At 40.6% G+C, this 25,090-nt stretch carries 20 protein-coding genes; 8 read left to right on the top strand and 12 right to left on the bottom strand.

The genetic code is table 11. The annotated features are described in order from the left end of the window. Window positions 1-49: 49 nt before the first annotated feature. Window positions 50-1,312 (bottom strand): MFS transporter, encoded by a 1,263-nt coding sequence (locus RMY63_RS17650; protein WP_322729938.1) that lies wholly within the window; start codon window positions 1,310-1,312, stop codon window positions 50-52. A gap of 117 nt (window positions 1,313-1,429) precedes the next feature. Further along, the gene (locus RMY63_RS17645; protein WP_322729937.1) at window positions 1,430-2,005 is read right to left on the bottom strand and encodes a hypothetical protein; all 576 of its coding nucleotides are present in this window, start codon (window positions 2,003-2,005) and stop codon (window positions 1,430-1,432) included. A 201-nt stretch (window positions 2,006-2,206) separates the two neighbouring features. Here RMY63_RS17645 and RMY63_RS17640 point away from each other — a divergent pair, with 201 nt between their 5' ends. After that, window positions 2,207-3,325 (top strand): ferrochelatase, encoded by a 1,119-nt coding sequence (locus RMY63_RS17640; protein ID WP_322729936.1) that lies wholly within the window; start codon window positions 2,207-2,209, stop codon window positions 3,323-3,325. A 169-nt stretch (window positions 3,326-3,494) separates the two neighbouring features. On the opposite strand, the gene RMY63_RS17635 is transcribed toward RMY63_RS17640, so the two are convergent. Next, entirely contained in the window at window positions 3,495-4,040 is a 546-nt protein-coding gene (locus RMY63_RS17635; protein WP_322729935.1) for an NADPH-dependent FMN reductase, read from the bottom strand. A gap of 430 nt (window positions 4,041-4,470) precedes the next feature. On the opposite strand from RMY63_RS17635, the gene ftsH reads away from it, so the two are divergent. Both ftsH and RMY63_RS17625 read left to right on the top strand, forming a co-directional pair. Continuing rightward, window positions 4,471-6,381, top strand: coding sequence for an ATP-dependent zinc metalloprotease FtsH (gene ftsH / locus RMY63_RS17630; protein WP_322729934.1), 1,911 nt, complete (start codon window positions 4,471-4,473; stop codon window positions 6,379-6,381). 306 nt (window positions 6,382-6,687) lie between these two features. Beyond that, the gene (locus RMY63_RS17625) at window positions 6,688-7,608 is read left to right on the top strand and encodes a DUF928 domain-containing protein (RefSeq protein ID WP_322729933.1); all 921 of its coding nucleotides are present in this window, start codon (window positions 6,688-6,690) and stop codon (window positions 7,606-7,608) included. A 12-nt stretch (window positions 7,609-7,620) separates the two neighbouring features. Here the strand turns inward: RMY63_RS17625 and RMY63_RS17620 are convergent, their stop codons facing one another. Beyond that, window positions 7,621-8,496, bottom strand: a complete 876-nt coding sequence (locus tag RMY63_RS17620; RefSeq protein ID WP_322729932.1) for a DUF4435 domain-containing protein — start codon at window positions 8,494-8,496, stop codon at window positions 7,621-7,623. Further along, window positions 8,493-9,863: an AAA family ATPase gene (locus RMY63_RS17615; RefSeq protein WP_322729931.1), complete on the bottom strand. Its 1,371-nt coding sequence runs from the start codon at window positions 9,861-9,863 to the stop codon at window positions 8,493-8,495. The genes RMY63_RS17620 and RMY63_RS17615 overlap by 4 nt, the downstream gene beginning before the upstream one ends. 463 nt (window positions 9,864-10,326) lie before the next feature. Between RMY63_RS17615 and topA the strand changes: the two genes are divergently transcribed. Next, on the top strand, window positions 10,327-12,495 hold the full coding sequence (gene topA / locus RMY63_RS17610; RefSeq protein WP_322729930.1) for a type I DNA topoisomerase: 2,169 nt from the start codon (window positions 10,327-10,329) through the stop codon (window positions 12,493-12,495). Between the two features lie 27 nt (window positions 12,496-12,522). Here the strand turns inward: topA and RMY63_RS17605 are convergent, their stop codons facing one another. Beyond that, window positions 12,523-13,044, bottom strand: a complete 522-nt coding sequence (locus tag RMY63_RS17605; RefSeq protein ID WP_322729929.1) for a phosphoribosyltransferase — start codon at window positions 13,042-13,044, stop codon at window positions 12,523-12,525. A 100-nt stretch (window positions 13,045-13,144) separates the two neighbouring features. Here RMY63_RS17605 and RMY63_RS17600 point away from each other — a divergent pair, with 100 nt between their 5' ends. Both RMY63_RS17600 and RMY63_RS17595 read left to right on the top strand, forming a co-directional pair. Beyond that, on the top strand, window positions 13,145-14,596 hold the full coding sequence (locus RMY63_RS17600; RefSeq protein ID WP_322729928.1) for an MFS transporter: 1,452 nt from the start codon (window positions 13,145-13,147) through the stop codon (window positions 14,594-14,596). Window positions 14,597-14,933: 337 nt separating this feature from the next. Continuing rightward, on the top strand, window positions 14,934-15,611 hold the full coding sequence (locus RMY63_RS17595) for a hypothetical protein (protein WP_322729927.1): 678 nt from the start codon (window positions 14,934-14,936) through the stop codon (window positions 15,609-15,611). Window positions 15,612-15,733: 122 nt separating this feature from the next. Here the strand turns inward: RMY63_RS17595 and RMY63_RS17590 are convergent, their stop codons facing one another. The 5 genes from RMY63_RS17590 to RMY63_RS17570 all read right to left on the bottom strand — a co-directional run bounded on the left by RMY63_RS17590 (window position 15,734) and on the right by RMY63_RS17570 (window position 22,656). After that, window positions 15,734-17,254, bottom strand: a complete 1,521-nt coding sequence (locus tag RMY63_RS17590; RefSeq protein ID WP_322729926.1) for a BamA/TamA family outer membrane protein — start codon at window positions 17,252-17,254, stop codon at window positions 15,734-15,736. A 267-nt stretch (window positions 17,255-17,521) separates the two neighbouring features. Next, on the bottom strand, window positions 17,522-18,490 hold the full coding sequence (locus RMY63_RS17585; RefSeq protein ID WP_322729925.1) for a HEAT repeat domain-containing protein: 969 nt from the start codon (window positions 18,488-18,490) through the stop codon (window positions 17,522-17,524). A gap of 34 nt (window positions 18,491-18,524) precedes the next feature. Beyond that, the gene (locus RMY63_RS17580; protein ID WP_322729924.1) at window positions 18,525-20,693 is read right to left on the bottom strand and encodes a pentapeptide repeat-containing protein; all 2,169 of its coding nucleotides are present in this window, start codon (window positions 20,691-20,693) and stop codon (window positions 18,525-18,527) included. Continuing rightward, entirely contained in the window at window positions 20,683-21,501 is an 819-nt protein-coding gene (locus RMY63_RS17575) for a HEAT repeat domain-containing protein (RefSeq protein ID WP_322729923.1), read from the bottom strand. The genes RMY63_RS17580 and RMY63_RS17575 overlap by 11 nt, the downstream gene beginning before the upstream one ends. A 345-nt stretch (window positions 21,502-21,846) precedes the next feature. After that, on the bottom strand, window positions 21,847-22,656 hold the full coding sequence (locus RMY63_RS17570) for a DUF3598 family protein (RefSeq protein WP_322729954.1): 810 nt from the start codon (window positions 22,654-22,656) through the stop codon (window positions 21,847-21,849). 359 nt (window positions 22,657-23,015) lie between these two features. Between RMY63_RS17570 and RMY63_RS17565 the strand changes: the two genes are divergently transcribed. After that, on the top strand, window positions 23,016-23,156 hold the full coding sequence (locus tag RMY63_RS17565) for a hypothetical protein (protein ID WP_322729922.1): 141 nt from the start codon (window positions 23,016-23,018) through the stop codon (window positions 23,154-23,156). On the opposite strand, the gene RMY63_RS17560 is transcribed toward RMY63_RS17565, so the two are convergent. Then, window positions 23,157-24,059 (bottom strand): ABC transporter permease, encoded by a 903-nt coding sequence (locus RMY63_RS17560; protein WP_322729921.1) that lies wholly within the window; start codon window positions 24,057-24,059, stop codon window positions 23,157-23,159. 383 nt (window positions 24,060-24,442) lie between these two features. Between RMY63_RS17560 and RMY63_RS17555 the strand changes: the two genes are divergently transcribed. Then, complete coding sequence (locus RMY63_RS17555; RefSeq protein ID WP_322729920.1) at window positions 24,443-24,730, top strand: Mo-dependent nitrogenase C-terminal domain-containing protein; 288 nt, start codon at window positions 24,443-24,445, stop codon at window positions 24,728-24,730. Window positions 24,731-25,090 lie beyond the last annotated feature (360 nt).

Below are 25,090 nucleotides of genomic sequence, written 5' to 3'. Positions count from 1 at the left end.
CGGGAATTTTATATATTAAATATAAAGTTAGATTATTAGCCTACATTAATTAAATTACGTCTTGCAAGACTTTGCGGGTATTTTGCCAAGCCCAAACACCGACAACTACAACAACAATACTCATTGCTACAAGCACAATTCGCAAGCCGAGAGCATCAGTTAAGGGCCCAGTAATGGCCAGAGGTAACGCCAAAGCGATGTTGACAGCATGATTTTGAAAGCCAAATACTTTACCGTGCATGGTAGGTGGTGTTTGCTGTTGAATTAAAGTTTGCATGGGGACACCAATTAAAGCAGCACCTATACCCAAAAATGCACAGAGTCCTAGTGCCAGCAACAAGTTGTGCGTAAAAGTGAACACCCCTAAAACTAATGCCATTATCAAAAATCCAATTAAAGGTAGGGGCTTGCGATGCAATTTCTCACCCCAGTTACCTAAAATTGCCGCACCAAATACCATACCCACCCCTGCTGCTGCCAAGAAAAAGCCAAACTGTTTTTCTTTTAGACCAAACTCTTCGGCTAATCGAATCGTCAGCACCGTTAAGGCTGCAAACACACAATATAAAGTTGTCAGTTGCAGCATAGCGTTTAAAATCAAAGGGTTTTTCTTGAGATAGCGCAGGCTCTCGGTGAATTCAGCCCAAGGGTGATTTGATACCCGATGTTCCTTTGGTTGTTTGGGTTCTTTAAACTTTATTAACTGCATAATCGCAGCTGATAATATATATAGTCCACCAACCACAAGCTCTTGACCGTATTCTTCTCCCATCAAGCTTTTCGCCAAACTTAAAATCGGCTCTCCTATAGCAAAGCCAACAATTAATGCTCCCATCATCGTGCTGCTAAATAGCGCATTAGCTGCCAACAAATTCTCTCGCTTCACCAACAAAGGAATCGCTGCTTGTTCAGCTGGTGCAAAAAACTGCGTCACTGTGGAAATGGCAAAAGTCAGGATTAACAAAATCAGGAACTGTCGTGGCAATAAGGGAAGACACAGCGTCAATATTCCCCGCACAATATCTGAGCCAACCATAATCAGCTTTTTTGGCAAGCGGTCAACAAAGATACCACCAGCAGAGCCAAACAAAATTGCTGGTATTGTAAACGACAGCATCAAGGTTGAGTACATCGAGTTTTGTGCCAACCCTGGAAGCGGTGGGTAGTTCTCCAGTAGAGCAATCAGCAAAACGAAGAACACCTTATCTGCTAACTGGGACAGCAGTTGCCCAATCCACAGGAGCATAAAACCACGATTTTTTAGCAGTGCGCCAAAGCCGTTATTAACAGCGGCAGGTTCAGTTGGAAACATTAGATACTTTCTTTAGGTAGATGGGCATTGGGCATTGGGCATTGGGCATGGGACAGAGGGGAGAATAAATGTTGATTCCTAACTCCTAACTCCTAACTCCTAATTCTGTTGTCCGGATTAATTTGCTTCATAGTGCTTTAACAGCATAAGCAAAAACTCAGTTGCAGTCAGACGACCTTTGGGTGGAATAATCTCAATGGACGAATCTACCCAACAGCCTTGTACAGTTTGGGGAGATTTCCAAATGGACAAATGCTCGACTGCTGGCTCTGCATAAAAGTTATTTTGCCCACTACCTAGCAAACATGAACTCCAATGGGTGAAATAATCATGACTCATCCGATGAATAGGGAAATTTCCCTGTAGTGGTACTCCCCATCCATCTATAGCAATAAACGCTTTGACATGACCACCCAAGAGTTGCCACAAATGTGCTGCCCCTATTGCCCCAACTACGCCAGCACTAAAGCTAATGAATATAACTGGTGATTCTAGAGAGTCGGTCAAGCGATACCTGCGGTGAGCTACGCTAACGCGCAAAAACTGCAAAATATGCAAGGCTGATAAAACCAAAACATCTTTACCCGGATAAATCAGTATATTCGCGGTATTAGAAATTAAATCTAACAATCCTACTCTAAAGCTTTCAGTTAACTCTGGCTGATGAATTCCAGGGCAAATAATGATATTCATAACTCAAATTTACTACAACGGTCTATTAGCTGTTCAACGTATATGCAGTAATAACCGCACTATGTCTTTTGATGTATTATTTTCATTTTTGCACCTATCCTATCCCCCCGGATGGGATAATAAGTTACTATGAGGGAAAATGCGTAAGCTATTCCCTAACTCCAAATCTCTCTGCACTCTGGTTATATTGAGGAACTCATTGTGGTTGCCACGCCGGAAAAAGTACAAAACACCCACGAGCATCTATCAGGTAAAGACCGTGTAGCCGTACTGCTTATGGGCTACGGCGAAGTCGAAAGCTACGAAGATTTTGCTAACTATAACGAACAGGCTTTAAATCTACTAACAGCAAAGTTCGCACCAGTACCAACCTGGATTTATCCCCCTCTGGCAAAACTTTTGGCGCTATTTGACCGCCACGAATGGGGACACACACACCACGATTTTATCTCCCCACACAACGCTATTTTTGAGCAGCAGCGGGCTGGGATTGAGAAGAATTTACAAGAAAAATGGGGCGATAAGGTTCAAGTTTTCAAGGCTTTCAACTTCTGCGCTCCTTTTCTACCCAATCAAGTCTTGGCAGAAATCAAAAACCAAGGCTTCGAGAAGCTGCTAATTTACCCACTGCTGGTTGTTGATTCTATCTTTACTAGTGGGATTGCGATCGAACAAGTTAACAACGCTCTGGTTGAGTTGACTGATGGTGAGGAACACTGGGTTAAAGCACAGCGCTACATTCCTTCTTTCTTCAACGAACCAGCTTACATCGATTTAATGGCTCATCTGGTTGAAGAAAAAATTGCTGAGTTAGCAGCAGCTTATCTACCTTCTCAAATCGCCATTGTGCTAATGAATCACGGCTGTCCCCACAAAGCCAAAGGCTTTACTTCTGGGATTGCCGAAAGTGAAGCAATGTACGATTTAGTTCGGGATAAGTTGATTAATCGCTATCCTTTAATCTCGGTGGGTTGGCTCAATCATGACACACCCTTAATTGATTGGACACAGCCAAATGCAGAGCAAGCTGCAAATAACCTGATTCAACTGGGTGCAAAAGTGGTAATTTTTATGCCAATTGGCTTTGCCACAGAAAACCACGAAACTCTATTGGATGTACACCATATCATCCATGCTTTAGAGAAACAGCATCCCGGCACGAACTACGTGCAAATGGCTTGCGTTAACGACCATCCAGAATTCTTGGCAATGGCGGCGCAATGGGCTGATACTCACATAGCACAGTTGTTGTCAGAACAAAGTATAACAGTTAATCCTCAACTTGCTGGGGATCACCATCATCACCATCATCATCATTAGACCTCTTGCAAAAGTCCCCTAACACCCCACCCCCAACCCCTAAGAGCAGGCTCTTAGGGGAGAATTTGACGTAAGTCAAAGGCGGGGTGGGGTTATTTTTTTGATTTACGCAAGAAGTCTATTAAGTTTTGAGTTTAGGAGGGTGGGCAAAGCTAGACCCACCCTACAATTAATTCACGCCCCGCAGCTTGCGAGTGTTATCAACTAAACTCTGAGCAAATTGATCAAATCTTTGAGAGAGCTTCTCATCTACTAGTTTGCCTTCAGGACTGAATGCACCCCAAGCTTGTCCGATCGCAATTTGTTCGGGAATCACCCAACCGTGTACCCAACGGACAATTAGCCGTAGGTCATTTAGAGCGTTGCTATTAGACTGACCACCCAAGACACTAATCAATCCTGTCACTTTATCAGACAGTTGATCAAAACTCATCAAATCCAGAGCATTTTTTAGCACACCACTAACGCCACCATGATACTCAGGTGTCGCTAAGATTAATCCATCAGCCTGACTAACTGTATCTTGCAACCGCTGAACATCTGGATACTCTGGATACTCCTTTGCACCAGTGCAAAATGGTAGCTGCAATTGCCGTAAATCAAGAATTTCTACCTGTGCACCTACAGCTTCAACCCTTTGCGCTGCTACTTGTAAAGCAAGCTGGGTATAAGAGTTGGGTCTTAAACTACCACCAATACCAACAATTTTTACCATAATTAACCCACAAGTTACTAACTAGCTACTATCATGAAGCTTTGAATAAAACGAAGTCGTTATGACTATGTTTATTCTAGCTATTTGTATTGGAATGTGTCAAATTAAAATTCTGGAAGAAATTTTTGGTTTTTTTGCCTACCAAGGGTGAGGCTTTGACCAACAATTCGGGAACCAATTGCACACAAGTCATCTAACTTCTGGCTTATAACCAAAGGCCGAGCTTTCTTTGCTTTGCTTGTGACTACTTCTTCGTAAAATTATCCAGGCTGATCAAGTTTATGCAATAGCCGGAAGAAATTTGGGAATGCTTTTGTGTGGAAGTTAGACTAGATAAGAAAAGTGTAATTTCCAGTTATTACAATTTTTGATAGAAGAATAGGCATAAAACCAGCGCTTAACTTGTGCCAGCAGACAAAGGGTAATTATTATGACAAATTTGGGAAAAAAAACATTGAAAAAAAGGCACTCTTCAAAGCACGTTGCTTGGTTTGGTGCGTTGGCGCAGCCCGCCGTAGGCATCGCTGCTAGTCTGATTATGTTGCCAGGAATTTTCGCAAGTACTCCTGTCATGGCACAAAAAGCAGAAACCACCCCGCTAAATTATGGTGACTTGATCAAGAAAGTGAAGGCGGGAGAAGTCGAGAAAGTAGAGCTTGACGAAACCGAACAGCTAGCAAAGGTTTATCTGAAGGGGCAAAAAGATAATACACCACCGCAACAGGTGAGACTATTAGCACAAAATACAGAGTTAGTCAACATTCTCAAAGACAAGAATGTTGATTTTGGCGAAGTTTCCTCTGCGAACAGTCGAGCTGCTGTTGGACTGTTGATTAATTTGATGTGGATTTTGCCACTGGGGGCTTTAATGCTATTGTTCCTCCGGCGCTCTACTAATGCTTCTAGCCAAGCGATGAATTTCGGCAAATCCAAAGCTCGCTTCCAAATGGAGGCAAAAACTGGAGTGAAATTTGAAGATGTCGCCGGGGTTGAAGAAGCTAAGGAAGAACTCGAAGAAGTTGTGACTTTCCTGAAACAGCCGGAAAGATTTACTGCTGTAGGCGCACGGATTCCCAAAGGTGTGCTGTTAATTGGCCCTCCTGGTACTGGTAAAACTTTACTAGCAAAAGCGATCGCAGGTGAAGCTGGTGTACCATTCTTTAGTATTTCCGGTTCGGAATTTGTGGAAATGTTCGTTGGTGTGGGTGCATCTCGCGTGCGCGACCTCTTCAAAAAAGCTAAAGATAATGCCCCTTGTCTAATATTTATCGATGAGATTGATGCAGTAGGTAGACAACGGGGTGCTGGGATCGGTGGCGGTAACGACGAACGCGAACAAACCCTCAACCAACTGCTCACCGAGATGGATGGTTTTGAAGGTAACACAGGCATCATTATTATTGCAGCCACTAATCGCCCAGATGTTTTAGATACAGCATTACTCAGACCGGGACGCTTTGACAGACAAGTGATGGTCGATCCACCCGACCTCAAAGGGCGACTGGAAATTTTGAAAGTCCACGCGCGCAATAAGAAAATTGATCCTAGCGTATCATTAGAAGCGATCGCCCGCCGCACTCCTGGTTTTACCGGTGCAGACTTAGCTAATTTACTCAACGAAGCTGCCATTCTCACCGCTAGAAGACGCAAAGAAGCTGTCACTCTTTTAGAAGTTGATGCTGCTGTAGACCGAGTTGTTGCAGGTATGGAAGGTACCGCCTTAGTAGACAGCAAGAGCAAGCGCTTGATTGCCTATCATGAAGTTGGACACGCTTTAGTAGGTACATTGCTCAAAGACCATGACCCTGTGCAGAAAGTTACATTAATTCCACGGGGACAAGCACTGGGATTAACTTGGTTTACTCCCAATGAAGAACAGGGGTTAATTTCCCGTTCTCAACTCAAATCGAGGATTACTGCTACTTTGGGTGGTCGCGCCGCTGAGGAAATTGTTTTTGGGAAGCCAGAAGTGACCACAGGTGCAAGCAATGACTTGCAACACGTCACAGGGATGGCGCGGCAGATGGTGACGCGCTTCGGGATGTCAGAATTAGGCCCATTGTCCTTAGAAAATCAGAGTGCAGAGGTATTTTTAGGACGTGACTGGATGAATAAATCAGACTATTCTGAGGAAATTGCTGCCAAAATTGATTCACAAGTACGCGAAATTGTTAGCAATTCCTACATTAAGGCCAAAGAACTGTTGCAAGAAAACCGCATAGTTTTGGAGCGTTTAGTAGATTTGCTAGCAGAACAGGAAACAATTGAAGGTGATGCATTCCGCAAAATTGTTGCCGATCATCTTCAGGTAGCCGATCAACAATTGGCTATACCTCATTAAAAATATCAGTGAGAAATAATGTAGAGACGTAGCACTGGTACGTCTCTACAAGGGTTCTGGATAATGCATCTTTAATTTCACCAGATGTCTATTAAGGAATAGCCAAAAGCTAATACTTTAGACTACTGAAAATCCAAAGCTTAAGATTCCCGACTTCTTAAAAAAGTTGGTAATTTTGTTGTAAAAAAATTACAATACTACCTCAGCCTTCCCAGAAAGTAGCACATATAAAGTCTTGTCACTGTAAAGCTTAAGCTATTGTATTATATATACCCAAACAATGTACTACAAGTAAACATAAACATCATGAAATCTAGATTTTGGGCAAGTTATCTGCTTGCTGCTTTAGCATTTCTGCCCTTCGAGCCTGTAAGCATTACTCAAGTTTTGGCAACAGAGTCAGTTTACCAACTGGCACAAGCAAAATCTGCTTACACCCAATATATGCAGCTTGGTTATAATGAAACCAAACGAAGAAATTATAGAAAAGCTTTATTAAATTTTCAGCAAGCAGAACGGCTACGTCCTGGAGATAGGTATGCTACTGCTGCAATTAGAAATGTTACAGGTTATATTCAACGCGGTAGCAGTAGAAATCGTATCGCCTTTGTCCCAGGTAGACCTGGTAGGGTAAGGTCAGCAGGAACACGGGGAAGTTGCTTTCAAACTGGACAATATCTTATTCCCCTGACACCAACAGATAAGGAAGCTCAACGAACCACAGTAGAACGTCCCACATTCTTTTTCTACGTTCCTCAAACTTCTACAACAGTGCAAGCACTAGAATTTGTTTTGCGGGATGGTGATAGCATTGACCCATTATATAAGGGAACTTTCAAACCTGTTGGGCAAAATGGTATTGTTAGCGTAAATGTACCTATCGATCAGCCATCTCTACAAATCGGTAAAGAATATAATTGGACTTTTTCGATGATTTGCGATCCTAATAACCGCGATAAAGACTCTTATGTAGAAGGTACAATTATGCGATCGCAAGATGAAAACCTATCTCTTCAGCTAAACCAACCAAACACAGACTTAGATCGGGCAGTTTTATTTGCCACCGCTGGATTTTGGGAGGATTCTCTAAGAACTTTAGCTAATTTACGCCGCCAGCGTCCTAACGATCCTGAAGTTCAGAGATATTGGGAAGATTTGTTAAATTCAGTAGACATTAAAGAAGTTGTAAACAAGCCTTTATTGCCCTGTTGTACTGTTCAGAAATAAATTAACAATTACTTATTTATCCCGTAAAATCTCGGTTGTGTCATTCCGCAAAACTCTAAATGGCTGATTCCTACTTTCCCATATACGAATGTCCAAGTACAGTTGTGTCTGGTGAAAGTAGATTTCTTCATAAGCAAGCCGCAAACTACGCTCAAGACTGTTCGGTTCAACATCAGCAGTTTTGTTAGAGCCAAGTGCTTTGCGTAAGCCAAAGGATAGAATTTCTACCAAATGATGACCACAGCAGATTTGCCAAGGATCGTGATTATTGCTTTTCTGACTCCTTAGCCGTTTTTGCAGATTTTTTTCGTTCAAAGAGAAAGCTTGCGATTTATTCTTAATCTCCTGAATCAGCTTGAGTTCATCAATTTGCAGAGTTTGCTCATCAATGAATTTGCTAAATGTAATACCCTCAAAGGTTAGATTTAATCCATCACATTTAGAGATCCAAAGCAAATAACCTACCGATATACCATTTTCAAGTAATACTAATTTTATGTCTCGATTAAACTGAGAAATTTTCTTTTCAGAACCAAATTCAGCAAGTACTTTGTTAAATGCTGGTGAGTTAATCAGCATTGTTTCAAGGTCATGGCTATCGGTGCAAAACAGATTATGACTGGTGTATAAAAAAGTTTCAAGGCGATCAAAATCTGCATCAACAATCGCTAAAACTCCCTGAAAATTTGATTGTTCTAAAATTTTTAGAATTTCAATAGCACGCTGCTTACCCGATGTTTCGACTAACTCACAAATTAATTGGTCAACAAATCGCTTATAGAAAGTTTTATCAGAACTTCCTTCCACTAATAAAAAAGTTCCAGTATACGTGCTTCGTCGTAATCGTATTTGGTTAGCAACACGGTCAACTGTCAGAAAATCTCTCACTTTTGTGGCCCTTTCAGTTCAACCGTCAAATCCCAGCGATCTTGAATAATATCTGGTGAATGAGTAGCCATCAATATATTTAAATCTGCAAGCTGTGTAATATCTTGTAAGTCCTTTAAAAACTGAACTTGCCAACCTACATGAAGAGATAATTCTGGCTCATCAATTAAAACTAGAGAATTAGGTTGAACTTTAAATAGTAGTTCATATAGAAGAACTAACTCATGTTGCTCACCAGATGATAAATCTGTTGGTGAAAGAGCTTTTGAATCAGATAATGAGGAATTATAAAGTGTAGTGAAAACGAATCCCTTGTCTTTACTAAAATTAATCTCTTTATAGGAATAGGCAAACTTATTATTAATAATTTTTCTTAATAAATCAATCTTGCTTGCTATTTCAGCAAAAACACTCAGCTTCTTTTCCACATCCTCAACATATACTGACAAAGCATTTTTGGTTTTTTCATCTATATCTTGAGGCTGGATTTGAAATTCTGAATCTTCATCTTTATCTAAAAGACCTACTTCTAAAAGACGAGAGCGAGTTGCTTCAAGCTCGTTTAGTTCATTACGAAGTTGTTCATTCGTCAAATCTGCGGATAGCTGTTGTTTCACCACCCTAACTGGAAAAGTTCTGTCAAGAGATTGAGATATTGTACCGTATTCCTTAAATTTATCTTGCATGATCTGAGCAAGCTCATCAGAATAAGCAGACACAGTAGACATAGATAAAATTGAAGATGTTCCACGATATGTTCTTCCAAAACGTTTAGGGACAAAATTTAGCAAACGTTGTGATTCAATGAGGCGAATATGAATATTATTCTTCAATTCTTCTAGCCACTCAGGCTCTTCTTGTTGTCTTAAATTTAAGGGCAATAAATTGTCAAAACGCTCTACAACTTCTTCTAAAGAAAGAGTTTCTCCAGTAGGTTCATATAGCCATTTATGAGAAGCTATTCGTTCTAGCCCTGGTATTACCTTATCCAAAATACCAAGCTGAAAGTCTATGTCAGAGCGAATATTTAGAATATTGATTGGCTTTAGATAAAAATAAGCTGGCTCTGAATCAGGCTGATAAAATTTGAAACCAATACTAGTCTTTTGCGACTCCTCTGCTTTATCAGCATCTTTTATTATTTCAATACTACTATTATTATCAAAATCAACTCGAAAGTTTCTAAATTCGATAGCTTTCAATTCGGCGTTTCGGGAGTTAAAAAAACTATTCAAAATTCTTAATATAGCTGTTTTTCCAAAACCATTTGGGCCATGAATAATGGTAATTCGTTCATCCATATTCAATGGAATCACATGGTCAAAAATTCCAAATAAGCCACTGACGGAAATTTGCTTAATTCGCATAGTCATCTAGTCCTATAGCCATTGGCCTCATGGCTTTAATTCTAACTTCTATCTTTCTCTAGAAAGCACAGGAGACAAAAACTTCAATTCTTTTATATCCTCTTTCTTAGAATAGTTCTGACTTTTACATGTTCTTGGAAGGTAGCCGGCACACCCTGCAAGATATTGCTACAGATTTTCCCCTGTTTAACTAGGTTGTTAAGGCTAAAATCATAATAGTTGAGCCAGTTGCAACAGCGATAGCTGCGCCAACGCCTGCCGTAGGATGCCCGAAGGGCTGTAGGGCGATCGCACAATCAAGCATCATTTACCTCTAAACTGAGTTAAGCAATTTCCCAAGCTTTTTGGTACAGTATTCTAGAAAATCCATATCACAAGAATAGGCGTTCGCCTTTGGCGTTGGCGCAGCCATCGCTCAAAAGCAATTGCCAGTTTATTGCTCAGAATCAAGAATGCAGTTGCTATGATCAAACGCCTGCTTGTGGTCGAGTCTCCCGGAAAAGTTAAAAAACTCAGTCAAATTCTGGGTTCAGATTGGAAAGTTCTCGCAAGTTGTGGTCATATCCGAGAACTCAGCAACGAAGGGGACGATTCCTTGGGCTTCGTCATGGATGGTAGTAATGTTCGGTGCAATTACGTCCCGCGTGACCAACGAGCGAAAGAAACAATTCAGAAGCTCAAGTCTGCGGTGAGGCAGGTTGATGAAGTTGTCTTAGCAACTGACCCAGACCGGGAAGGTGAAACGATCGCTTGGCATCTTAAAGAAACGCTGGGTTTAAGGGAACCGAAACGAGTAATTTATACTGAGATTACAGCATCGGCGGTACAGAGTGCGATCGCTAATCCCAGAAAGCTAGACCAAAACTTAATCGGTGCTGGGCTATGCCGAGATTGCCTAGATAAGTTGGTAGGTTATAAGGGTAGTCCTTTAGTTTGGGCATTGAATAACGGCGCTAAGAGTGTTGGCAGAGTCCAAAGCGCGACGTTGCATCTGATTTGTCAGCGAGAAAACGAAATTCTGACTTTTGTCCCCCAAGATTACTGGAGTGTCTGGGTAGATTATGCTGAAGGATTTCGAGCTTTTTACAAAGGGACGGTCGATTCTGCAAAAGATGCAGCAGAACAAGAAACTGAAACTCATGATGACGCGAAGGTAGGTAATAGTCCAGAAACACCGGAATCTAAACGTGTTCTTTCCGAAGCAGAGGCAACACGTTTAGTTGAAGAAGCACAGCGACATCCTCATCAGGTAATTCATTTTGAAGGAAAAATCGTTAACCGCCAGCCACCTCCACCATTTACAACTTCTAGCCTTCAGCAAGCAGCCGGTTCAAAGTTGAGGTTTGCTCCTGATAAAACTATGGTTGTTGCCCAAAAGCTTTATGAGGCAGGGCTTATTACATATATGCGAACAGACTCGGTAATGCTGAGTCCAGAATTTTGTGCCAGCGCTCGTAAATGGTTGGAGCAAAACGATCCGCAAAATGTACCGCCGCAAGTCGCCAAGCATCGCAGTAGCAAATCGGCTCAAGAAGCACATGAAGCGATTCGCCCAACGGATGTATTTCGTCCCTCAGTTCAATTGCGCTCTGAACTTCCTGATGATCAGTTTAATCTGTATGTGATGATCTGGAAACGGTCAATTGCTTCTCAGTGTCGTGCTGCCCAATTGCGTAAAACTCTGGTGATTACTCAGTCTGGTTCTCTACTGTGGTCAGCCAGAGGGCAAGTTATTGAATTTTACGGTTATGCTCGGTACTGGAACAATCTCAGCAAGGATAGTGTTTTACCTTCATTACAACAGGGACAAGTATTAAAACTGGAGAATGCTGGACATGAGAAGAAGCAGACTCAGCCACCACCGCGTTATAGCGAACCTAAATTAGTGCAACTAATGGAACGTAAAGGAATTGGTCGCCCAAGTACTTATGCTCCGACTGTTGCTACCTTAAAAAAACGAAACTATGTCGAGTTGAAAAAAGACCATCTGCAACCGACAGTGTTAGGGTTAGAAGTTGATGCGTTTTTGCTCAAAGCACTGCCTGATTTACTAGAGGCAGAATTCACAGCGAAAATGGAAGATGCTCTTGATGCCATTTCCGAAGGAAAAAACTCTTGGCAGCATTATTTAACTAGTTGGAATCAGAATTACTTTCTACCAGCACTCTCCAAAGCTAAAACTGTAGTTGCGAGTTCTCCAACAGGTAAAGCTAATGTGATAAATGAGCGCAAATATGAAACTTCCAAGACGCGATGCCCTGAATGCAAAAATTTTCTCGCCAAAATTCCGAGCAGTAAGGTTAAAAAGAAATATTTCCTCAAATGCATAAAAGGCTGTGATGTTGTGCTATTTTGGAGCGACTTTAACAAAACTTGGCAGCCACCACAAACTAAAGCAGTCCAAGCTGATAATCAACGAAAGCCTCCTGTGAAGATGACGGCATATCCCTGTCCGGTATGTAAGAAACCTCTGGAAGAGTACAGTTATATCAAAGAGGGGCAGAGTAAGACAATGTTGCGATGTTCTGACCCACAATTGCGTAAGGACACTAAACATAAAGATGTGGCTTATTTCAATACGCAAAAAGGGTGGTGGAGTCCTAAGTTTGGGGAGTTAGAAGTTAAGAGTTAGGAATTAATAACTCCTCACTCATCACTCCTAACTCCTAACTTTATTTACCTTAGCCGCAAGTTCTGCGATGTTCATCTGTTCGTAGTGTTCAAAGGGTTGGTGAATCCAGGGGTTGTCAGCCAAGTAATCAACATAATAATCGGGTGCTATAACTGAACAGGCTTTATACCAAAGAACGGCGGTGCGAATTTCCTCAATTGGGGAATCAGTATTTTGCTTGAGCCAAGGTATAGTCTGTTGCAGTGTTACCCCAGAGTCTACTAAGTCATCCACTAAGAGAATGCGCGAACCTAAATTTTCAGCAGTCATTGTCAAGTGGTGGGAGAAAATTAAATTGTTTCTTTCTTGCTTGCCGGGGCCACTGTAAGATGAGGTTGCTAAAATTGCCAGTGGCTGCTCGTATATACGGGAAAGAATATCTCCAACTCGTAGTCCTCCTCTGGCAAGACAGATTATCTGGTTGAATTCCCAACCGGATTCATAAATCTGAATAGCCAGTTGTTCAATTTTTTGGTGATAATCTGACCAAGAAACATAAAGGTCTGGCATAAGTCTAACGGGAGTGGTAGATAGCTAGTATTGAAGGCGATGTCTACGACGGGCTGTTCAGTGACGCAAACTTTTTATTTTAGTATGAGTGCAAGTTATTATGAACGATTCTGCTGCTGATGGCGATGCCCAACGAGATCCTAAGAGTAAAAAACTTGACCTTAAAACAAAGCTGGCTTACGGTGCAGGAGATTTAGGGCCAGCAATTACTGCAAATATCTCCGTCTTTTATCTACTGATTTTCTTTACCAGTGTTGCTGGTATCCCTGCGGGTTTAGCTGGCACTATTTTAATGATTGGCAAAATCTGGGATGGCATAAACGATCCGTTTGTCGGGTTCCTGACTGATAAAACGAAATCTCGTCGCTGGGGCCGTCGTCTTCCCTGGATGTTTTACGGAGCAATCCCTTTTGGAGTTTTTTTCTTCTTGCAGTGGACTGTACCGCAATTTAGTGCAAATCAGAGTGATAATATTTGGCCGCTGTTCTGGTATTACGTAGCAATTGGGGTGGTATCTCAGGCGTTTTACACGGTTGTGAATTTGCCTTATACGGCTATGACTCCAGAACTAACTCAAGATTACGACGAACGCACTAGTCTTAACAGCTACCGTTTTACATTTTCCATTGGTGGCAGTATTCTGTCGTTGATTTTAACGCAAATTGTTTTTTCACTGATTGCCGATCGCCAACAACGATATCTCGTTTTAGCAGCAATTTGTACTGTAATTTCGATTTTAGGATTATATTGGTGCGTTTTTGGAGTCCGCGATCGCATCTTGGCTTTTGAGGCCAAACGCATCCAAACTGAAGAACCTACATCTCTGCCTTTCTTTGAACAGTTAAAAATTGTCTTCAGCAACCGACCTTTTTTATTTGTCATTGGTATATATCTTTGTTCTTGGCTAGGTGTGCAGATTACAGCCAGCATTATTCCCTATTTTGTAGTCAATTATATGGGTCTAAAAGAATCAGATGTGCCCCCAGTACTGATTGCAGTCCAAGGAACTGCCCTATTGATGCTATTTGTCTGGGGAGGGCTAAGTAAAAAAATCGGGAAAAAAGTTGTTTATTTTCTGGGAATGAGTTTGTGGATTATAGCAGCTGCCGGACTATTTTTCTTACAACCTAGTCAAAGAGTTTTAATGTATGTGATGGCTGTCATGGCTGGTATTGGTGTATCCACAGCTTATCTAATTCCCTGGTCGATGATTCCAGATGTGATTGAATTAGATGAACTCCAAACTGGACAACGCAGAGAAGGCATTTTTTATGCGTTCATGGTTTTGCTGCAAAAATTTGGTTTGGCTTTGGGCCTGTTTTTGGTAGGAAATGCTTTGCAAGTAGCCGGCTTCAAAGAATCTGTAGCCGGAAGTCCATTACCGATGCAACCGGAATCGGCACTGTTTGCTATTCGCATTGCTGTTGGCCCCATACCGACAGTTTTTTTGATTTTTGGCTTAATTTTAACGTATTTTTACCCAATTACCCGCGAGATGCACGCCCAAATTATGCTTAAACTCAAAGAACGGCAAGAGAAGAGGGAGAGTTAAACCAATTCGCAATTGGCAATTCGCAATTACGTATTGTAAGGGGATTTAGAAAGAGCCACAACACTTGCGGCTTGATAGAAGCCGGGGATTTAAACCCTTACACTTTGTTAAAGGGGTTACTCCTGCCCCCTGCCTCCTGCCTTCTGTTACAAAGACTCTAACTGATGGTAATCTTAAGATTGTAGAACCAAATTCCATAAAAACTTTTGTTTTTGACAGTTTTCTTTTTTGGACAATAGTAATATAAGTCGTGGATAAAGTCTTTGACAATTAAGACTTGGTTATGATTTAAGTAAGTTCTAGAGAACTTAGTTAGTTTTTTAACAGGAGAAGTAGGGTGCTTAACAACCTTCATCAGTTATTATCTCCGCGGAAGTGGGGAATTCCCCTCGCGGGCTTAGGCTTACTTCTCGGTTTGGGCTTTTTAGCCAAGCAGACTCAAGTAACATCATTTACAGATTCTCGATTCTCATCGGCTCAAATTCACAAAACCTCCGAAAACTCTCTTTTGTCGCAGCTTAGAAAAGTTCGAGAGCAAAGAAGTCAATCTCAAGCGGCTTCTGGAGGCGGAAACACAGTACCTATAATCACAGCACTGGTTCCAGGCGACCAGGGAACTACAAAAAGCGCAAGAGTTTTACCAAAAACAAATTTTCCTGTAAAAGATGGGATTTACCTTTATGGTCAATCCCCAAAACCCAACCAGCTTGGTCAAGGTTATATCATATTTCAAAAGCAGCAGAATAAGGTAAAGGGTGCGTTGTATATGCCCCAATCAGAGTTAAATTGTTTTCAGGGTACAATCAACCCATCAGGAGAGTTGGCAATGACGGTTAATACTTCGTCAAATGAAGCCAGTTCTGAGCAATCAAATCAGGTAGCTACAAGCAATAGACTGCCCCAGGTTAGTGATGATGAGTCCAATTCTTATGCTTACTCCTTGGCTCTGCAAGACTTTTATCGGTTAAATTCGATCGCTGCTAGCGATCGCCGTACGTTACAAATGTGTAAGTAATCTCCAATATCTTAATTATGTCCTTTTGGACTAGACACACTCAAGCAGCTTTTGAGAATGAAATCGCTCTGAGTGTGTTATCAAGCAATCTTCAGTAGTTTTTTAAGGCTTTCCGCCACCCGTTAAAATCGCTGACCTGTAGTCACTTCAAATCTAAGTTCTCCTTGATCGCTAATTCCGAAGTCACCTCGAATTAGCCCAAAGGATGATTTGACACGCAATCCTAAGCCGTAACCAAAGCCACTTCCAGGTTTATCTCGTAGCACTCCTGGTTCTCCTAGCACGGTTTCGCTAGACCCAAAATCTGAGGCGAAGTCAGTGAAAAGAACTCCTCCGACTGAGTAAAAAATTGGGAAACGATATTCTACAGAAGCTAAACCATAACTTCGACCACTGGCGACTTTTCCATAACCGTAACCCCTGACAGAATTTATCCCACCAATATTAAAAGCATCAGCTGGTGGAAAGTCTCCAATAATCGTACCAATTTGTAAATTAATCGCCAACATTTCTGGATTGTCAGTTGGTCTACCATTACCTATCCAACTGACTGGTAAATATTGAATATAATCTCCCTGTAGGCGGTTGCTAGAAATATTGCCCAGTCCAATCGGAATTGCTTGTTCTGTGCTGAGAGTGAGAATTGATCCTTGAGTCGGATTTTCTCGGCGATCGCGTTGATCTCTAGATACAGAAAATAATACTGTATATAAGTCATCAATGCCAGTACCACTAAGAGATAAAGGACTCCCTAATCTATCGACCTGGGCGACATTATATTCGCGATCGCGTAAGCTAATTCTGGTATAATTCAAGCTTATACCTGCATCCCACTCATCAAAAGACCGTAAAACTCCCACAGAACCGCCAAACCTTCCCTCGCGTACTTTGTCACCACTAGACAATCTGATATCTTCGTTGAAGGTTCCTGATATATTACGATTACGAAAAGCTCTGATGCTGTAGCCTAAGCGGTTTGGTTCTTCAGGACGATAACGACTAGTGAACTGACCATTAAATTGGACATCTTTACCACTGATTTGCACAGTTGTATCTAATTTATCGTTAAGACCGCTGATATTTTCATCTTTATAACCCACCCGACCGAATAAGCCAATATCTTCGTTACTACCGCCTCCTAAGATTAAAGAAGGAAAGTCACGCTCTTTGATTTCATAGATGAGATTAATGCTCTTGGCATCTTCTTGTCGATAAACATTGACTTCATTAAATGATTCTAATCTCCGCAATCGTTGCAAGTCTGCTTCTAGTAAATCTTCACGGAATACTTGACCAGGTTTGAGTTTCAGCAGACCAATGATGAAATCTTTTCTAGTTCGTCCTTTGATTGGCTGACCTTTGTCATCGAGTAATTGATCTTTGTTATTAACAAAACGAATCTGGATATCTTTGACAATTCTTTGGGAAATTTGGGAAAACTCCACAGACTGGGTATCTACGGGAGTTAATCCGATATAGTCACCATATTTTGCATACTCTCCCTCTATCTGTAATGTCGGTTTTGTTGTCACAATACTACTAGTGCCATCTTCAGTAGAAGATTGCGAGTTTGCAACGGCCTCTAGATTTTCTCCAGCTATTAAGATGACTGCGATCGCAACTACAGCTATTTGAATACGCATAAATACAGCTTTGTCATTACCCACATTTTGGGAACAGTTAAATTGTCCCATTAGGACAGGACTATCTTGAAAATATCGCTTTAAGTTGTCACTAATAGCTAGTCTGCACCCCGTAATATCATGTCCGATTCATCAAGGTGAATCAAAAATGTTAGTTCGTAGTTAGGACTTGAGTCTTGGCTTTGGGGAATGAAGCCCCCACTATAAACTGCTTATTATAAATGATTTCGCGGACATTGATTTGTTATTATTGTTTACCCGTTGCATTTAAGGGCATTTCCATCTTAGTACAGCCTTGATTACTGGAATCTTGCACATTGCAGGGGGGTTGCGTCTTAGGTGAAGGGCTGTGGTTTGCCTTGACACAGGCGAGCCAGCCCTCTCAAGACAAAAAGTCATACATCTGCGTGCATAATATTCTTCAATTTGTGCATAAATTTCTTCAATTTTCTGTCGGGCATTAATTGTCTCTAGGGCATTAGCAGCTGCAGAGCTTACCTTACTATCTATATCTTTGAGAGCAGTGGTTAAATACGGAACTGCATCTTCTGCATCTATACCAATTTGCCCTAAAGCATCAGCAACACCAGCGCGGATATTACTATCTGGATCTTTAAGAGCAATAATTAGAGCCGGAACTGCATCTTTACCAATTTCTTCAAGTGCGTTAGCAGCACTGGAACGAACGTTCTCATTTTTATCTTTTAAAGCAGTAATTAAAGGCAGAACTACATCATCTTTTGTGCCAATTTGCCCTAGAGTATCAGTTGCCTGATAACGAACATTCCAATTGTCATCTTTCAAAGCGTTAAGAAGAGGGAGAATTGGATCTTGACCAATTTTTCTGAGAGTTTGGACAGCAATGATCCGAACATCCCTATTTTCATCTTTTAATGATGCCTTTAAAAAACGTACTGCTAGTGCTGCTTTTGAACCAATTTCACCAAGTACAGCAATTGCAGGAATGCGAAGTTCTTCATCTTGGTTTCCCAATGCTTTCATGAGAGCAGGAACAGCTTTGGAGCTACAAGCTACTATGGCATCAAAATCAGCAATTGCACCTTTATTTAATTCCTGGATATGCTTGTCAATCTCTACATTAGTACATTGAGGCTGAACCAATGGAGTTTGAACAAGCATTGTTGCATTTGTTAACTTGGGTAAGCTTATAGATCCTAGCACAGCCACAATCATAAATATAGCTGCTGTTTCAAATTTCGATTTATTCTTAGTCAAAAACAACCTCCAGCAAAAAAAATATTGAAACAATTTATACTAAAAGCAATATCTTGCTAATTATCGGCAATATTTTAGTACACGCCTCGGCAAGTTTTGCTGCTTCAGGTAAGCTAGAAACAGTACCTTTCAAAATTTTCATGGCTGTTTTTGCAGCCTTTTGAAGCGCACTATCTTCAGGCTTTTGTCCTGCATCTGCTAAAGCTTTTACTTGCTCTAAAGCTTCTACTTTATCTTCGTCAGGTAAATCTGATTCGGCTTCAATAGCTGCTTGTAGTTCAGCTAACAACTCTTTTATGCCAACTTTGCCTGATTCAGAAGAGTCGGGTAATTGACTAATAGTATTGGTGACTGAGCCGCTAATTGCTCCAATTGCAACTCCCGTCATAGTTTGGTTTTCACCTGCTACTGCAACACCACTAATACTTCCTTGAACTCCGCTAATATTAACATTACCTTTATTTTCTGACATGATAAATTCTCCTTGATTTTGATAAGTCTCTACATAAAACTTAGGCTGATGAATGGCACTCTCTAGGAGTTTTTCTAAACTTCTAATTCTTTCATCTTTTTCTTGCACTCCTAATAAAAGTGCTTGTAAATCACTATAAGGTAAAGATTCAATTTCGCTATATTTTTGAAAATATTCTTTGTAGAGTTCAGAGCGATTAACATTACCAGCAACTTTAGCTTGGAGTCGAACTTTTTCTTGACCTCTACCTTCCAGTGCTACTATTTCTAACTCAGCTTCTGGGTGATTTTCTGCTAACTGTGTAATGGCAATAGCAGCAGCACTTGGATCAATCCCTTCATAGTGAAATAGGTCAAGAGTTTTGAACTTCTTGCCTATGTCACGTAAATCAACATTTTGAGTTTGGTACAGGTCAAGAGTTTTAAGAATCGGCGCAATAAAATCAGCAAAGTCTCCTTCATTAAAGATTTCCTGTCGATTATCAGGTTTACGGCAAGGATCTGGATCGTCCTTGGTCGGTAGTTGCATATAAATGTACTCGCACTTAACCGCATTTAGTTGGGTGTCAGTGGAAATACCCCAATTTTCAATATAGGCTCCAGTTAAACAAGCTTGCGTTAAGTTAGTATCATATAGCTGTGCTTGGGCAAGTTTTGCCCCTGATAAATTAGCATTCTGTAAAGTGGCTGCGCTGAGATCAGTACATATCAAGCTAGCATCTTGCAGATTAGCATCTTTAAGGTTAAGTTCTCGCAAATCTAGGCGATCAAACTTTTGCTCTCGGCCATCTTTAGTGATTAGCAACTGTTGCACCTTTGGATGTTCCAAATATGTGCCTTCAACACGAGCTTGTTCTAGTTTTTGTACACCAAACCAACAGGTACGGGTAAGGGTAGCTTTTCTCAAGTCCACACTTTTGAGGGTAGCTTGGGTAAAGTCAGCATCTGTTAAATCTGCACCACGAAAATTGGTTCCTTTTTGAGCAACTATACCAATTGCCAGCACTCGAATTAGAGAATATTTTTTTTCTCCAGCTATGGCCTGCCAACCAATATAAATACCAGATGCGATCGCAGCTAAACCAATCAACCCCGCTGTAAGGTAAGCTGACTCCTGTGACCTAACTCCTAGTAAAACACCAAGTACAGCACCGATAAAAGCCATCACTCCTGCTAAAGTTCTCGCTTTTGGTAGAGTCATTACTCTTGCTACAGCTACAGCTACAGCCATATTGCCAATTCCGGCAAGCACACCAGTTAAAGCTAGCGTCGTAAATACTGCGCCAATTACTAAATTTCTTCCCGCTTCATTCTCTGGGAAAAAAGCCAGTGCTGCGATTAAGCAAGCAGCTACTACTTCAGCTAGGATTGTTAGTATTGCTCCTAATCCTTGCCATAAAATAATAATCAAAAATATTGCTAAGGTGATTAAGGAAAGAATACCGAAAAATAAATTTTCATAAGTATTATTACTTAATAAATCAGCGATAAAAGCACCAGCATAAGCTGAGATTAATCCTGCAAATAATGATAAAATTAGTGACAATACAACTAAGCAAATCGCCCACAAAATTGGTAAACCTGCTTTGGTATTGCGGAAGTTAGCACCAATTAAAATAGCATCACGGAAGTCTGCACCTCGGATATCAGCGTGGCTAAAGTTCGCTGCTGCGAGGTTTTTTCCTCGGAAGTCTGCACACTGTAAACTAGCATGGTGAAATTCATCTACCATTATTGTTTACCCGTTGCACTCTAGGGCATTTCCATTTGAATACAGTCTGTATTACTGGTATTCGGCACATTACAAGGGAGTTAGTCCTGTTATGTCTTTTTAGTGTTTGTGATATATCGTGAGAATTCTCACAATTTTTGCATGAGCCATCAAGGCTAAATGGATTTTGCTCGTAAGTTTTTATAGCTATATTGATTTCTCTTATAGCTGGGTTAATCTTTCTTAGAGCATTAGAAGCCGCATAACTTACTATGGGACTTGTATCTTTGAGAGCAGTTTCCAAATCTGGAACACTATCTTTGGCTGCTATGCCAAATTTTCCTAGAGTTTGAGCAGCCTTGTAACGAACGGTCAAATTTTTACTTTTAAGAGCTTGAATAAGAGGAGGAATTGGGTCTTGACCAATTTGCCTCAGAGCATGGAGAGCAATGATCTGAACATCTATACTTGCATCTTCTAATAATTTGGTTAATACAGGTACAGCTGGTGCTGCTTTCGTACCAATTTCACCGAGAGCAGTAATTGCAATAATCAGAAATTTTTCATCCTGATTTTCTAGGGCTTTGATAAGAGCGGGAACTGCTTTTGAGTTGCAAGTAACTAAGGCATTAAAATTAACATTAGCAGCATCAAATTGATTTAATTGCTGAATATGCTGTTTAATGTCTGCTTCGGTACATAGAGGTTGCAGTGATGGAGTTTGAGCGATCGCTTTTGTATTCGCTAACTGAGGTAAGTTTATAGCTCCTAATGCAGCCAAAGCGATAATTACAGATGCTGTTCTAGATTTCCATTGCTTCTGAGTCAAGTATAACCTCCATCAACAAATAGTCTTAAACAAAAAATAAGTAGTAATTACAACTTAAATTATTCTAAGTGCGTAAGTATAGCTATAAAATTAAATTGTATTATCCAGGTTATCTGCAAGACCAAATAATTGTCAAACAATATACAGATTTACCAAATTTAATCCGTAAAGATACTGTTAAATAAAAAATTCTGCGGACATGATATAGCGGTTTTAGCTTAAGTACAGTACAGTTTTGACCTCTCTCATCGTAGGAAAAAGACTTTGAGTTTACTCCCCTTCCCTTGCTTGAAGGGAAGGGGTTAGATGTTATGTCTGTATTGAACTCAACTGCAAACCGCTATATCAAAGCTTTCTTTCTTCAGTCACTAATGTCAAACTAACCCATTCACCTTTCTCGTTGTAGCTGCGAATCATCCGCTGGCGCAGGTTTGGCTGGATTAACCAACCCGCTTCTATAAAAAATGGTTGACGTAACTGCACTTTGAGAGGTGATGTTGCAGAAGCGCCATCTGGTAAAAATAATACTTGTACCTGCTTTTGAGGGTTTTGGTCAAAGAGAACAATGGGGCCTTTGATGGTAGCAGTTGAGGTAATAGTGCGTTCTGCAAAAGAGGTACTTTGAATTAATTGTCCAGCATTATCAAGTTGTAATTTGAAGATTGTAGAGTAAGTATCAGGCGATCGCAAATCTGGATATATTGTCACTGCTTGACCTTGCCATTCTCCCAACAAATCATTTATCTGCAAAGTTGGACGTTCTGCTGCTGGGGTTCCAGCTAGATGTTCTCGAATTAAGATTAATTCCTTTAGCTGACCAGTATTATCAAACAGTTGTACTAGACGCAAGCGGCGATTTTCATGAACTAAAGCGAGTTCTCCACCAAATTCGGAAAATGGCCCTAGCTGAATTAAACCTTCAGAAAATGAACCATTCTCAAAAAACAGCAGACCCCCTCCCACAGAATTAAATTCTCTGATTATATCTTGTCCCGAACGGCTCAAAGTTAGGCGCACTTTCTGGCTAGTATTCAAATGTTCTAGGGAAAGACAACTAGGAGTATCATTCAAAAGTGTTCCTTGGGGAGAAAAATTTGTAAATGAACCTTCCCAAACACCAAGATTTTGCAAAAAACATTCCCATTGTGATTTCATAGTGATTTTGTCATTTGTCATTGGTCATTTGTCATTTGTCATTTGTCATTTGTTATTTGTCATTTAATTAGCCCTGATAAGTTGATATATAGGTTTAATTTCATATTTGTTCAAGCAAAACTTTAGTTATTCTTTTAAACTTTTCAAAATTTTTAGTTCAGAGGTCAAAGTTCCGAGTTTAGAGGTCAAACGATTTTGGATTTTAGATTTACGATAGCGAAGCGTTAGCGAGTCCGCGTACTCTTACAGAGAAGCAAGCTAGGCGCAGCGTCTCGTAGAGAGCGTCTTTTGGATTAACCCCGCCCACAAGGGTCGGGGCTTGGGGATTTTAGATTTGTTCCGCCCATAAGGAGCGGGGCTTGAACCGAAAAACCCCAATCCAAAATCCCAAATCTAAAATTGGCACGGTCGAAGTTCTGAGTTCAGAGGTCAAAATTCCGAGTTCAAAGGACAAAGGACAAATGACCAATGACAAAGGACAAATGACAAATGACCAATGACTATCCTTTAGCAAAACGTCGGACAGCAAATAAGCTCCCCATTAATCCTACAGCTGCACCGAAACCCAAAAGAATCAGAGGCAATAATAAAATTTCTGCTGGAGTGAGTTGCACTCTGTTGGTGATGACTTGGATAAACTCAGGTTGATTGACTAGCAACTTACCGAGAAACTGTTGAATCACAGAAATGAAACTCCAAGCGATCGCACCACCAACCAAACCAAAGGCAATTCCTTGTAAAATAAACGGTAGGTAAATCCAAACAGAAGTTGCTCCCACTAGCTGCATAATTTCAATTTCCTGGCGACGCGCCATGACAATCAGCCTAATTGTGGTGGTAGTCACTGCGATCGCTGTTAAAGTTAGAATAATCGTAATTGTTAAAGTAATCCAGTTCAGACCTCGGTGCAACTGGGCAATGCGTTTAACTGCTTCATCGACATACTGTACCGTTTCAACTCCTCGTAATTTAGCCAACTGTGTTGCTAAGGTTGGTACAGCTTGAGAATTACGTGCTTTCACCTTCATCTCATCAACCAGAGGATTCTCACCTAGCTGCTGCGTAGCACCCTCAATATCAGAAATTCTCATTTCCTTAATTAACTTAGTCCAAGCTTCTTCTTTGGTAATGGTTTTTATCGCCGCCACCTCTGGCATTTTAGCGATTAGTGGCTCAATATTTTCGATTTGCGTATCCGGTTCGAGATAAACTGATACTTCTAGCTGGCTACCAAACTGATAAAGGAGTTTTTCAACTTGCCAAGAGGTTTGCAAACTCAAGCCGAATAAAAATAGTAACACCGTCACGGTACTTACAGCAGCCCAATTCATCCAACCTCCCCGCAGTAAACCGAGGAAAGTTTCTTTCAGCAAATAGTCAAGTTTCGTGAAAGATTTAAACACACATCACCTCAAAATTTGAACTTAACGCCAAGGCACTAAGTTCAGCTTTTGCGTCTTTGCGTTAATAACACCACTATTTATAGTCAATAGTGCAAAGTTTGCCAATACATCAGCTTTTATCTATTGCTACTTCCTTCCTCTGTCCTCCTGCTGCTTCGACTATTTACCCGATCTTCATACCATTTGCCACAGATATACTCACTATTGTTTTTAACAGTTATTGATAATAATTGGCTAGCTGTTCTGCTTTTTCAGCAATTTTACTGTTCTTTAAACTTGACCTCAAGGAAGAGGGAAAATAGTTTGGTATTTCTACTATGTTTTTCTCTGAATATCGTAGTAATTTTATAGAAGTAACAGATTGATTAAAGGAAAGTTGAACCATGAATTTCTTAAATAAAGCCAATTTGGACAATATCTTATTAAACCAGATCCGCTATCAGCTTGAGTCCGTAGAAATACATAATTCTAAGTTGGCCAGACTATTGTGCAAAATAATTCCTTCCAATTGTCCTTTTGAAAGAACTGTAACAGTTCTCGGTCGGACTCTGTTTCAGATTCCACCTTTGTGCAAATTGAACCCTCTCTACGAACAGATAGTTGGTCTTCGTTTTAAGTGTTTATTATATTTAGTTAATGAATGTGGTGAGGATGCCAGAAAATATTGTTAAGCATAGGTTTCTATCAATAAAAATAGATTGGAGAAATATTTTTACTAAGAAAAATTGTATAGGAATCCTAGTTGCAATCAGATGTGAATACAAAATAGGCTGGCGAACAACTTACAATCAATTTCACATTAGGTGAGGCTCAGAAGCTTTAAAAATACTATTTAATGATGTCAGCCTTGATAAAATTATCACTCCAAGTATGGTGCAACGTGACTGCACAATAATTATTTTGGAGATTGGTACTACGTCTCAGAGGATATTTAAAAAGTATTATTGCGAACAATACAACCTCGGAGACTAACCCCCTAACAAGCTTTCCTGACAAGAAAATAAGGGTTTCACAGCCTCTCACTCTTGCCA

This window comes from Nostoc sp. ChiQUE01b, assembly GCF_034531255.1.
Lineage (GTDB): Bacteria > Cyanobacteriota > Cyanobacteriia > Cyanobacteriales > Nostocaceae > Nostoc.
This window is presented reverse-complemented; position numbering and strand designations above follow the sequence as displayed.

Excerpts from the sequence above, each read along its gene's own strand:
- RMY63_RS17650 (WP_322729938.1), bottom strand. The coding sequence starts at position 1,312 with ATGTTTCCAACTGAACCTGCCGCTGTTAATAACGGCTTTGGCGCACTG.
- RMY63_RS17645 (WP_322729937.1), bottom strand. The coding sequence starts at position 2,005 with ATGAATATCATTATTTGCCCTGGAATTCATCAGCCAGAGTTAACTGAA.
- RMY63_RS17635 (WP_322729935.1), bottom strand. The coding sequence starts at position 4,040 with ATGGTAAAAATTGTTGGTATTGGTGGTAGTTTAAGACCCAACTCTTAT.
- ftsH (WP_322729934.1), top strand. The coding sequence starts at position 4,471 with ATGACAAATTTGGGAAAAAAAACATTGAAAAAAAGGCACTCTTCAAAG.
- RMY63_RS17625 (WP_322729933.1), top strand. The coding sequence starts at position 6,688 with ATGAAATCTAGATTTTGGGCAAGTTATCTGCTTGCTGCTTTAGCATTT.
- RMY63_RS17615 (WP_322729931.1), bottom strand. The coding sequence starts at position 9,863 with ATGCGAATTAAGCAAATTTCCGTCAGTGGCTTATTTGGAATTTTTGAC.
- topA (WP_322729930.1), top strand. The coding sequence starts at position 10,327 with ATGATCAAACGCCTGCTTGTGGTCGAGTCTCCCGGAAAAGTTAAAAAA.
- RMY63_RS17605 (WP_322729929.1), bottom strand. The coding sequence starts at position 13,044 with ATGCCAGACCTTTATGTTTCTTGGTCAGATTATCACCAAAAAATTGAA.
- RMY63_RS17600 (WP_322729928.1), top strand. The coding sequence starts at position 13,145 with ATGAACGATTCTGCTGCTGATGGCGATGCCCAACGAGATCCTAAGAGT.
- RMY63_RS17590 (WP_322729926.1), bottom strand. The coding sequence starts at position 17,254 with ATGCGTATTCAAATAGCTGTAGTTGCGATCGCAGTCATCTTAATAGCT.
- RMY63_RS17580 (WP_322729924.1), bottom strand. The coding sequence starts at position 20,693 with ATGGTAGATGAATTTCACCATGCTAGTTTACAGTGTGCAGACTTCCGA.
- RMY63_RS17570 (WP_322729954.1), bottom strand. The coding sequence starts at position 22,656 with ATGAAATCACAATGGGAATGTTTTTTGCAAAATCTTGGTGTTTGGGAA.
- RMY63_RS17555 (WP_322729920.1), top strand. The coding sequence starts at position 24,443 with ATGAATTTCTTAAATAAAGCCAATTTGGACAATATCTTATTAAACCAG.